This window comes from Micromonospora sp. CPCC 205539 (genome assembly GCF_036906815.1).
Lineage (GTDB): Bacteria > Actinomycetota > Actinomycetes > Mycobacteriales > Micromonosporaceae > Micromonospora.
The window spans coordinates 1-10,862 of sequence record NZ_JBAKHW010000079.1 but is presented as its reverse complement, the minus strand read 5'-3'; the positions used below and the strand labels follow the sequence as shown (position 1 = coordinate 10,862).

Genomic DNA, 10,862 nt, shown 5'->3' with positions numbered 1-10,862 from the left:
CTCAACGACCGCCCCCGCATGACCCTGGGCTGGGCCACCCCAGGTGAGAAGATGACCCAACTCCTCGGTGTTGCAACCACCGGTTGAGCCCACCGCAGGGCGGGTCTGAGGTCTGGATCGGGTCTGACTTGGCGCGCCAATCGTCTCGCTCGTGTGACGCCTTGATCGCGCTTCGCGCGGGCGGTGCAGTGATCGCGCTAGATCCTGGAAAGAGTCCCTTCGTCGCGTCGGATGAGCACTACATCCTGGATCGAGGGTGATCAACTGATGGGTGGTGCCGGCGGCTGCGGCCGGGCGCCGGTCGAGCGCTGGGCCGGCGGGCCGTCCCGTACTCGCGACCGATCCCGGCGCTGCCCACCCGTGGTGGCGCTCGCTCCCGGCGCTGCCGGCCTGGGATCGCGCTAGATCCTGGAAAGAGTGCCCTCGTCGTGGCCGGAGGGCACTACATCCTGGATCTAGCGCGATCACGCGGTGCGGCGCGGGGCGCGATCACGCGGTGCGGCGCGGGGCGCGATCACGCGGTGCGGCGCGGGGCGCGATCACGCGGTGCGGCGCGGGGCACCGCGCGCGGTGCAGGCGGCAGGCGGCGGGCGGTCAGGGGGTTGTCGGGAAGAGGCGGGCGTGTAGGGCGGCCGGGTCGGTGACCTCCGGGAGTTCGCGGGCGGCCAGCCAGGCTGCGGCGACCGCCCCGTCCCCGGCGATACGGAGTGGTGCCTGCGGCCAGTTTCGGCTGACCTCGGCCCGGACGGCGGTGGCCAGCGGGGTGTCGCCGGTGAGCAGCCCGCCGCCGAGGACGACCGGCGTCACGGCGTCGGCCGGACGGATGCGGCTCACGCTCTCGGTCAGGTGCGCGGCGGCCTCGGCGATCAGCGCGGTGGCGACCGGTTCGCCCTCGGCGGCGGCGGTGCTGACCAGTGGGGCCAGGCGGGCCAGCTCGACCGGGGGCCGGCGGGTCACGGCCTGGACCGTGGCGTCGACGGTGTCCCGGGGGCGGGCGGCGATGTCGGTGCTGCCCGTCAGTTCGGCGAGTACCGCCGTGGTCAGCGGGCCGAGGGTGTGGCCGGCGTCCAGGTCGGCGAGGAGTCGGCGGACCGCCGCGCGGCCCAGCCAGAACCCGGACCCGGCGTCGCCGAGCAGCCAGCCGTGGCCGTCGGCGATCCGATCCAGCCGCAGGTCGCGAACCCGGGCGGTGATCGCCCCGGTGCCGGCGATGAGCACCGTGCCGTCCGCGGCGGCGGTGCCGGAGGCGTAGGCGACCAGGGCGTCGCCGTACACGGTGTACGGGCAGCGCAGGCCGGCGTCGTGCCAGGCCCGGTCGAAGGCGGCCCGTCCGGCGGGATCGGCGAGTAGTCGGGCGGCCCCGGCGAGCCCGATGGTGCCGGCCGCCACCCGGGTCGGGTCGATGTCGGCGAGGGCTTCGCGGAGCGCGGTCAGCAACTCGGCGGCGGCCCGCTCGGCGCCGTGGCTGGTGGGGTTGCCACCGCCGGCGCGGCCGGCGCCGAGGCGTTCACCGCTCAGGTTCAGGGCGGCCGCCCGGGTGGACGTGCCGCCGATGTCGAGACCGACCACGAGGGTGTGGGACATCGGCAGGGGCCTCCTTGCGCTACGCGGTGACGGGCCTGTTCATGCTGGTCGGCCCGGTGGCGCAGGGCAAATTCCGGCGAGTGTCGAGGGCTGTGCAGCAGGTAACAGTTTGAAAACTTCGCCCACAGTCTTGACACGGAGGGGCGGTTAGTAAGAACTTTTACCACTAACAGTTAACAGTCTTTTCGGAAAGGCCAGGCGTCCCATGGTTGATCACGAGGTGGACACCGCCGCGGGGACCGCGGTGGTCGACGCCGAGTCGTTCGACCGGCGCGGGACGCTCGGGTCCGCTTCGGACGGGGTCCTGACCCGCGTCCGCAGTGGCCTCGGCGAGTTGACCGGCGCGCTGCGCCGCGTCGCCGAGCACGTGCTGAGCGACCCGGAGGCCGCTGCCCGGTCCACCATCGTGGAGCTGGCCGAACGCAGCGGCACCTCACCGGCGACCATCACCCGTTTCTGCCGGGCGATGGGCTTCGAGGGCTACGCGGACCTGCGGCTGGGCATCGCCGCCGAGACCGGCCGGGCTCGCTCGGCCGGCTGGACCATCGACATTGGCCGGGAGATCCAGCCGAGCGACCCGCTGCCCCGGGTGCTCGACCAGATCATGGCCGCCGACACCCGGGCCATGCACGACACCGCCGCGCTGCTCGACCTCGCCGAGGTCGAGCGGGCCGCGGTGGCGATCGCCGGCGCCAACCGGGTGAACATCTTCGGTGCCAGCGGCAGCGCGCTGGTCGGCGAGGAGATGCAGTTCAGCCTGCACCGCATCGGGGTGGCAGCGTGGGCCTGGAACGACGTGCACGAGGGGCTGGCCAGCGCGGCGCTGCTGCGTACCGGTGACCTGGCGTTGGGCATCTCGCACACCGGCCAGACCCGCGAGACGATCGAGATGCTCGCCGAGGCGGGCAGTCGGGGCGCCACCACGGTCGCGCTCACCGGCTTTCCCCGCTCACCGCTGGCCGAGCTGGCCGACATCGTGCTGCTCACCGCCAGCCAGGCGACCACCTTCCGTCCGGACGCGCTCTCCGCTCGGCACCCGCAGCTCGTGGTGCTCGACCTGCTCTACATCGCCGTCGCCCAGCGCACCCACGACCGCGCCCACGCGGCGTTCCGGCGTACCGCGCAGGCCGTCGACGGGCACAAGGCCGCGAAGGGGGCCGTCGGATGATCAGTGCCCAGGGGTACGCCGAGGCGGTCCGCCCGGTGCTCGACCGGCTGCTCGACTCGGAGGCCGACGGCATCACCCGGGCCGCCGACCTGATCGCCGACAGTCTGCGCGACGGTGGCGTGCTCCAGGCGTTCGGCGCCGGGCACTCCGAGGCGTTCGCCGCCGAGCTGGTCGCCCGGGCCGGTGGGCTGGTCCCCACCAACCGGCTCTCGGTGCGTGACCTGGTGGTGCACGGCGACGCCCCGCGTGGCGTGCTCGCCGATCCCAAGCTGGAACGCGATCCCTCCATCGCCCACCAGATCTACGCGCTCGCGGCACCTCAGCCGCGGGACGTGTTCGTGGTGGCGTCCCAGTCCGGCATCAACGGCTCGGTGGTTGAGCTGGCGGCGCTGGTCACCGAGCGCGGTCACCCGTTGATCGCGGTCACCTCGGTCGAGCACACCGCGCGGGTGGCGCCACGGCACCCGTCCGGGCAACGGCTCGCCGACCTCGCCGACGTCGTGCTGGACAACGGCGCGCCGTACGGCGACGCACTGCTGCCGCTCGAGGGCGGCGGCGCGGTCTGTGCGGTCTCCTCGGTCACCACGGCGCTGCTGGCGCAGTTGTTGACCGCGGAGGTCGTACGACGGTTCCACCAGGCCGGAGAGGTACCCCCTATCTACCTCTCCGCCAACGTCCCCGGTGGGGACGAGCACAACCTCGCCCTCGAGTCGCGGTATGCCGGGCGCCTCCGGCGTACCGCCTGACCCGAATTCCACAAGGAGAGACGACGATGTCGATTACCCCCGAGCACCCGGCCGCTCTCGACCGGCGCACGGTGCTGCGTCGCGCCGCCGCCGTGGGCATGCTCGCCACTCCGGCCATCGGCCTGCTCAGCGCGTGCGCCACCAGCGGTGACGACGACAACGAGCAGGTGGCCGGCGGCACGAAGAGCGCCACCAACCCGCTCGGCGCCAAAGAGGACGCCCCGATCGAGGTAATCATCTTCAACGGTGGCTACGGCGAGAAGTACGCCACCGACGTGCACGAGCCGCTGTACAAGAAGGCGTTCCCCAAGTCCGAGGTGAAGCACCAGGCGACCCAGGCGGTCTCCACGGTGCTGCAGCCGCGGTTCGCCGGCGGTAACCCGCCGGAGTTCGTCAACAACTCGGGCGAGAAGTTCCTCGACTTCGGTGCGCTCGTCAACGACGGCCAGCTTCAGGACCTCACCGAGCTGTGGGACGCGCCTTCGGTCGACGACGCGAGCAAGAAGGTCCGCGACACCGTCATCCCGGGCGTTGTCGAGCAGGGCATGTTCAACACCGCCGACGGGGGGCGCAAGCCGTTCGTCCTGTACTACGTCTCGACGGTCTACGGGATCTGGTACTCGGGCAAGCTCTTCAAGGACAACGGTTGGACCGCGCCCACCAGCTGGGAGCAGTTCAAGGCGCTCTGCGAGCAGATCAAGGCCAAGGGCATCACCCCGTACGGCTACGCCGGGGCGAACGCGGCCTACTACCAGTGGAACGTGATCCTCACCCAGGCCGCGAAGATCGGCGGCACCGACGTTCTGAAGAACATCGACAACCTGGAGGACGGCGCCTGGAAGCAGGACGCGGTCAAGCAGGCCGCGGAGGCGTGGGCCGAGATCGGCGCGAAGTACTCGGACAAGAGCTTCGAGGGGCTCAAGCACACCGATGTGCAGCTGCGGCAGAACCAGGGCAAGGTCGCCTTCTACCCGTCCGGTGACTGGCTGGAGAACGAGCAGAAGAAGGACACGCCGGCGGGCTTCACCTACCAGCTCATGCCGGTGCCCGGCCTCACGGCGTCGGACAAGCTGCCGGCGGCCGCTATCCGGGCGGCCGGTGGCGAGGGATACTTCGTCTCGTCCAAGAGCAAGAACCCGCGTGGTGGCATGGAGTACATGCGCCAGATGCTCTCCAAGGCGGGCACCCGGGGCTTCACCGAGACCGTCGGTGCGGCCACGGTCGTGCCGGCCGGCAGCGAGGGCTTCCAGTTCCCGCCGGGTGTGGCCAGCGCCCAGGCCGCGCTGAAGGCAGCCGGCAAGGACGTGTTCAACATGCTCTTCGACAACTGGTACAAGGAGCTCGACACGGAGGCGCGGACCGCCACCAACGAGCTGATGTTCGGTCGGATCAAGGCGGACGCGTTCGTGGAGCGGATCCAGAAGCGCGCCGACGCGATCAAGAAGGATTCCTCCGTCACCAAGTTCAAGCGCTGATCGGAGCGTAGGGGTCATGCGGCACGGCAAGTATCCATTCGTGATCGGGTTCCTGTTCGTCCCGGTCGCGCTGTACGTGACATTCGTGATCGCGCCGTACGCGCAGGCGTTCCAGATCTCGATGACCAACTGGAGAGGGCTCTCCGCCCCTCAGTGGGTGGGCTTCGACAACTACCGGAGGCTGTTCGACGACGGCGCCTTCTGGAAGGCGGTCCAGCACCACGGCGTACTGCTGCTTGCCCTGCCGCTGATCACCATTGCCATCGCGCTGTTCTTCGCCTTCCAGCTGAACGTGGCCGGGCGGAGCAGTGGTGGGCAACGCCAGGGGGTCTGGGGGTCGAAGTTCTACCGGGTGGTGTTCTTCTTCCCCCAGGTCCTGGCGGTGGCCATCATCGCGGTGTTGTTCCAGATGGTGTACCGGCCCAACGAGTCCGGGCTGATCAACGGCGTACTGATGAAGTTCGGTCTGGATCCGGTGCTCTTCCTGATCCGGCCGAACCTGGCCCTCTGGTCGATCATCGGGGTGCTGGTCTGGCAGGCCGTCGGCTTCTACGTGGTGCTCTTCTCGGCCGGGATGGCCTCCATCCCGGGTGAGATCTACGAGGCCGCCGAGATGGACGGGGCGACCAGGGTGACGATGTTCTTCCGGGTCACCCTGCCGCTGCTCTGGGACACCCTCCAGGTGGCCTGGGTCTACCTCGGGATCGCGGCGTTCGACGCGTTCGCGATCGTCGCGGTGCTCTCGGTCGACGGCGGTGGCCCGGACGGTGCCACCACCGTGCTGGCCATGGAGATCTACCGCAACGCGTTCGTCTACTCGAAATACGGTTACGCCTCGGCGATGGGCGTGGCGCTGTTCTTCCTGACCCTCACGTTCGCGGCGCTGACGCTGCGGCTCACCAAGCGGGAAAGCGTGGAGTACTGATGAACCCGCAGTCGACGCTGCCGCCGACACCGGCGGCGCTACCGCCGAAGACCGGTGGCCCGAAGGCGCCCACCGGGCGAGGGCGGAAGGGCCCCCGCTCGGAGGTACGGCTCTTCGCCGGCCTGGGGCACATCGCGCTCGCCGTGTGGGCGGTCATCGTGATCGTGCCGATCCTGTGGACCTTCCTCGCCGCGTTCAAGAACACCAGCGAGATCTTCAGCAGCCCGTGGACGCTCCCGGCGGAGCTGCGCTGGGAGAACTTCGGGCGAGCGTGGACCAAGGCGCACGTCGGCCGGTACTTCATCAACAGCGTCATCGTGGTCACGTGCAGCACCTTCGGGACCATGCTGTTCGGTTCGATGGCGGCGTACGTGCTGGCCCGCTACAAGTTCTGGGGCAACCGGGCCATCTACTACCTCTTCGTCTCCGGGCTGGCCTTCCCGGTCTTCCTGGCCCTGGTGCCGCTGTTCTTCGTGGTGAAGAACCTGGGCCTGCTGGACACCCACACCGGCCTGGTGCTGGTCTACATCGCGTACTCGCTGCCGTTCACGATCTTCTTCCTGGCCGCCTTCTTCAAGACGTTGCCGTCGTCGGTGGCCGAGGCCGGGATGATCGACGGCTGTGGCCACACCCGGCTGTTCTTCCAGGTCATGATGCCGATGGCGAAGCCCGGCCTGATCAGCGTGGCGATCTTCAACATCATCGGTCAGTGGGCGCAGTATCAGCTGCCCCTGGTGCTGCTCTCGAACGCCAAGGACAAGTGGGTGCTCACCCAGGGCATCGCCGACATCTCGGTGAACGCCGGCTACGAGGCGGACTGGTCGGGATTGTTCGCCGCGCTGACCATCGCCATCCTGCCGATGATCATCGTGTACGCGATCTTCCAGCGTCAGATCCAGGCCGGCCTGACCTCCGGCGCGGTCAAGTAGGACTCCCAGGCCGACGAGCGCGGGCTCCCGGGGGGAGTGGTCAGACCGGCCACTCCTTCCGGGCATGCGGGGGGCGCTCGTCGGCCTGGGCGTGCCAGGAGTGCCAGAGGGCCGCGTACGCCCCATCGGCGGCGACGAGGTCGTCGTGGCTGCCGATCTCGGTGATCCGGCCATCCTCCATAACGGCGACCCGGTCGGCGTCGTGCGCGGTGTTGAGCCGGTGCGCGATCGCGATGACGGTCCGCCCGACGAGAACGGCGGCCAGCGCCCGCTCGGTACGCCGGGCGGTGCTCGGATCGAGCGCCGCGGTCGCCTCGTCCAGGATCAGCGTGTGCGGGTCGGCGAGCACCAGTCGGGCCAGCGCCAGTTGCTGGGCCTCGGCCGCGCCGAGTTGCCGGGCCCCGTCGCCGAGCGGGGTGTCCAGGCCGTCGGCCAGCCCGGCGTACCAGTCGGCGCCCACCGTGCCCAGCGCGGCGCGCATCTGCTCGTCGGTGGCGTCCGGAGCGGCGAAGGCCAGGTTGTCGCGGACCGAGCCGATGAAGACGTGGTGCTCCTGGGTGACCAGAGCGATCCGGCGACGGCGCTCGGCGGGATCGAGGTCGGTGACCGGGCAGCCGCCGATGCTCACGACGCCCTGGCGCGGCGCGTCGATCCCGGCCAGCAACCGGGCCAGAGTGGACTTGCCGGCGCCGGACGGGCCGACGACGGCCAGCCGCTCGCCGGGCCGGACCTCCAGGTCGATGCCGTGCAGCACGTCGTGCCCGTCGGCGTAGGCGAACCGGGCGGCGCGCACGACGATCCGTTCTCCCTGTGTCGTGGCGGCCGTGCCGGGCGCCTCCGGTGGGACCAGGCCGACGCCGAGGACCCGGGCGAACGAGGCGAAGCCGCGCTGCGCCTGCTCGGTCCACTGCAGCAGGCGGTCCAGCGGATCGATCGTCTGTTGCAGGTAGAGCGCGGCGGCCACCACGGCGCCGAGCGAGACCATTCCCCGGGAGAGCAGGGACCCGCCGACGAGCAGGACGATGGCGACCGGGAGCGGATAGCTGGCCTCCACCACCGTGAAGAACACGGTACGCAGCGCGAGTGTCGCCCGCCGGGCCTGCCACACCCGGGCGATGCGGCGGGTGCCGTGCCGGATCCGGTCGTCGCCCAGCCGCAGCGCCTCGATGGTGCGGGCACCCTCGGCGGTGGTGGTCAGCGTCTCGGTCAACTCGGCGGACGCCGCGCCCTCGGTGAGGTACGCGGATCTTGCCCGCCGCAGGTACCAGCGGGTCACCGCCCAGATCGACGGCAGCCCGGCCAGCGCGGCCAGCCCGAGCAGCGGATGCAGCAGGAAGATCGCCCCGAACAGCAGCGTCAGCTGCACCGAGGAGATGACGATGGTGGGCGCCACGTCCCGCACGGTCGTCCCGACCGTCGACACGTCGACCGAACTGCGGGTGGCCAGGTCGCCAGAGCCGGCCCGCTCGACGACCGAGACGGGCAGCCCGAGCGTCCGGTCGACGAACTCCTCGCGTAGCTCGGCGACGGCCCGCTCCCCGAAGCGGTGGCCAGCGTAGTGGCCGAAGCGGGACAGCAACGCCTGCGCCAGGACGCAGCCGCCGATCGCCAGGGCCAGCCGGTCCACCGCGGCGACGCCGGCGCCCGCGGTGACCCGGTCGATGATGGTGCCCAGCAGCCAGGGTGGGGCGAGCCCGGCGACCGCAGCGGCGCCGTGCAGCGCCAACACGATGCCGACGGCACGTCGGTGCCGGCCGATCAGGTCCCGCAGTGCCCGGCGTACCGTGGCGCGGTCGGCCACCGGCAGCCGGTTCACGGGCGGGCTCCCTCGGTGTCGGCGGGCCGCTCGACCTCCGGATCGGCGCTGTCGCGGGCCACCAGGTGCCGGTAGCCGGGGTCCTGGTCGAGCAGTTCGGCATGGGTGCCGGTGGCGACGATCCGGTCCGCGCGCAGGTGGGCGACGAGGTCGGCGCGGCCGAGCAGCAGTGGTGAGGTGGCGAGCAGGACGGTGGTCCGTCCGGCTCGGGCGGTACGGAGCCGGTCGGCGATGCGCGCCTCGGTGTGCGCGTCCACCGCCGACGTCGGGTCGAGGAGGATCAGCACCTCCGGCTCGGCGAGCAGCGCGCGGGCCAGGCGTACCCGTTGGCGTTGGCCGCCGGAGAGCGAGCGGGCGCGGGCGTCGACCGGGGTGTCCAGCCCGGCCGGTAGGGCGTCGGCGACGTCCTCGGCCGAGGCGGCCCGCAGCGCCTCGGTGATCTGGTCGTCGTCGTCGGTCGGCCGCGCGCGCAGGATGTCCCGCAGCGTCCCGGCGAAGAGGTACGAGTCGTGGTCGGCCACCAGGATCCGGGCACGGACCTCGTCGAGGGCGATCCCGGTCAGCGGCCGGCCGCCCCAGGTGGCCGCGCTGGTGACGTATCGGCCGAGCCGGTCTGCCAGGGCCACCGCCGAGGCCGGGTCGTCGGCGGCCACACCGGTCAGGAGGCCCGCGCGGACGGTCAGCCCGGTCACCGGGTCGTGCAGGTCGGCGGGGTGGGCCGGCGCGGCCACGGTGTCCGGCCGGCGTGGGTCGGGCACCGGACCACGCTGGGCTGGCGTGGTGCGCGGGCCGCCGACGTCGTCCGGGGTGAGGGCGAGCAGGGCAACGATCCGCTGGGCGGCGATCCGGCCCCGGATCAGCTCCTGGCTGCCTTCGAGCAGGAACCAGACCGGCACGGTCAGCGTCGCCACGTAGCCGTAGACGGCGACCAGCTCGCCGATCGTGATGGTGCCGGTCACGGCCATCCGGGCCGCCAGCCAGACCACCGCCGCCAGGAACAGCCCGGGGATGGCGACGGTCGCCGCGTCGACCCAGCTGTTGACCGCGCCGACCCGGTAGCCCTTGGCGAGCAGTTTCCGGGAGCGGTCCGCGTACCGTCGGGCGAACAGGTCCCGGCCGCCGACCCCGGCGAGCACCCGCAGCCCGGCCACGATGTCGCTGGAGCGGGCGGTGAGCTCACCCTGCTGCTGCCGATAGACCGACTCGGCCCGTTCGAGGCGGCGGAGCAGCGGCCCGACGACCAGCCCGACCACCGGCACTCCCACCAGCACGCAGAGCGCGAGGAACGGGGCGATCGACCACAGCACCACGGCGATGACCCCGTACGCGACGACGGCGCCGATGCCCGGACCGGTCAGTGTCAGGACCTCCGCGACCCAGTTGATGTCGGAGCCGCCGACGGTGGCCACCTCGCCCGAGCCGAGTCGGCGGGGCAGCACCGCGCCGATCCGGGACAGCTGCCGCAGCAGGACGGCCGCCGAGCGGGCCTTGGCGTCCTCCCGGATGAAGGTCATGGTGCGGTGTCGCATGATGCCCAGGTACGACAGCGCCACGCCCGCGACGACGACCGCCGCGACCCAGAGCGCCAGAGCTCGGCGGTCGCCCACGCTCAGCCCGTCGTCGACCGCGCGGGCGACCAGGTAGGGCCGGACCGACAGCCCGATCATCCAGGCCGTCCCGAACAGGCTGCCGCGCAGCACCCGCCAGGGCTGGCAGCGGATGAGCCACCAGAGGTAGCGCATCGGCCCCCTCAGGTCCGGAACGCCGGGATCGGGATGCGGGATCTGCGGAGGCACCGGCCCACGCTATCGAAGGCCTGGGGACCGTTCATGTCGCAGGGGCGAGGCAGAATCGCATCTGTGCTGGTGGCGGTGGTGTCCGATGACCGGGGCGGGGGCGTGCTCCAGCCCCTGGACGGTGTCGGCTCTCCCGCCGGGCCGGCCGAGCCGGTCAGCGACCTGGCCGCGGCGGTCGCCGCACGGGAGGCCGCCGAGCATCCGAGGTGGGTGTGGGGGTCGGGGGCGGCGCTCTATCCGGCGCTGCTGCGGGCCGGGGTGCGCGTCGAGCGCTGCCACGACCTGGAGCTGACCGAGGCGCTGCTGCTCGGCCACGCCGGCCGCTGGGGCGAGCCGCGGTCGCTGGCCGCCGCCTGGGCCCGGCTCACCGGCGCGCCGGTGCCGCCCGATCCGCCGCCGCGCCCGGCCGCGCCGCCCGGGCAC

8 protein-coding genes and 1 pseudogene are annotated in these 10,862 nt (G+C 71.8%); 6 read left to right on the top strand and 3 right to left on the bottom strand.

Annotation, left to right across the window (positions count from 1 at the left end; translation table 11 throughout):
• Positions 1-594: 594 nt before the first annotated feature.
• On the bottom strand, positions 595-1,584 hold the full coding sequence (locus tag V6V47_RS32265; RefSeq protein WP_334632340.1) for an N-acetylglucosamine kinase: 990 nt from the start codon (positions 1,582-1,584) through the stop codon (positions 595-597).
• A gap of 205 nt (positions 1,585-1,789) precedes the next feature.
• Here V6V47_RS32265 and V6V47_RS32260 point away from each other — a divergent pair, with 205 nt between their 5' ends.
• From V6V47_RS32260 to V6V47_RS32240, 5 genes are read left to right on the top strand one after another with little or no spacing between them, the layout of a single operon-like run.
• Positions 1,790-2,752 (top strand): MurR/RpiR family transcriptional regulator, encoded by a 963-nt coding sequence (locus V6V47_RS32260; protein WP_334632339.1) that lies wholly within the window; start codon positions 1,790-1,792, stop codon positions 2,750-2,752.
• Positions 2,749-3,498, top strand: a complete 750-nt coding sequence (locus V6V47_RS32255; RefSeq protein WP_334632338.1) for an SIS domain-containing protein — start codon at positions 2,749-2,751, stop codon at positions 3,496-3,498. The genes V6V47_RS32260 and V6V47_RS32255 overlap by 4 nt, the downstream gene beginning before the upstream one ends.
• Before the next feature lie 26 nt (positions 3,499-3,524).
• Positions 3,525-4,973, top strand: coding sequence for an N-acetylglucosamine/diacetylchitobiose ABC transporter substrate-binding protein (gene ngcE, locus V6V47_RS32250; protein ID WP_334632337.1), 1,449 nt, complete (start codon positions 3,525-3,527; stop codon positions 4,971-4,973).
• Between the two features lie 16 nt (positions 4,974-4,989).
• A complete protein-coding gene (locus V6V47_RS32245; RefSeq protein ID WP_334632336.1) occupies positions 4,990-5,898 on the top strand; it encodes a carbohydrate ABC transporter permease in 909 nt (302 codons plus the stop codon).
• On the top strand, positions 5,898-6,827 hold the full coding sequence (locus V6V47_RS32240; protein ID WP_334632335.1) for a carbohydrate ABC transporter permease: 930 nt from the start codon (positions 5,898-5,900) through the stop codon (positions 6,825-6,827). The genes V6V47_RS32245 and V6V47_RS32240 overlap by 1 nt, the downstream gene beginning before the upstream one ends.
• 40 nt (positions 6,828-6,867) lie before the next feature.
• Here the strand turns inward: V6V47_RS32240 and V6V47_RS32235 are convergent, their stop codons facing one another.
• Together V6V47_RS32235 and V6V47_RS32230 are read right to left on the bottom strand one after the other, a co-directional pair.
• On the bottom strand, positions 6,868-8,643 hold the full coding sequence (locus V6V47_RS32235; RefSeq protein ID WP_334632334.1) for an ABC transporter ATP-binding protein: 1,776 nt from the start codon (positions 8,641-8,643) through the stop codon (positions 6,868-6,870).
• Positions 8,640-10,385, bottom strand: coding sequence for an ABC transporter ATP-binding protein (locus V6V47_RS32230; protein ID WP_334632341.1), 1,746 nt, complete (start codon positions 10,383-10,385; stop codon positions 8,640-8,642). Before V6V47_RS32230 ends, V6V47_RS32235 begins: the two co-directional genes overlap by 4 nt.
• An 87-nt stretch (positions 10,386-10,472) precedes the next feature.
• Here V6V47_RS32230 and V6V47_RS32225 point away from each other — a divergent pair.
• Positions 10,473-10,862: pseudogene (locus tag V6V47_RS32225) on the top strand (bifunctional 3'-5' exonuclease/DNA polymerase); the annotation flags it as partial.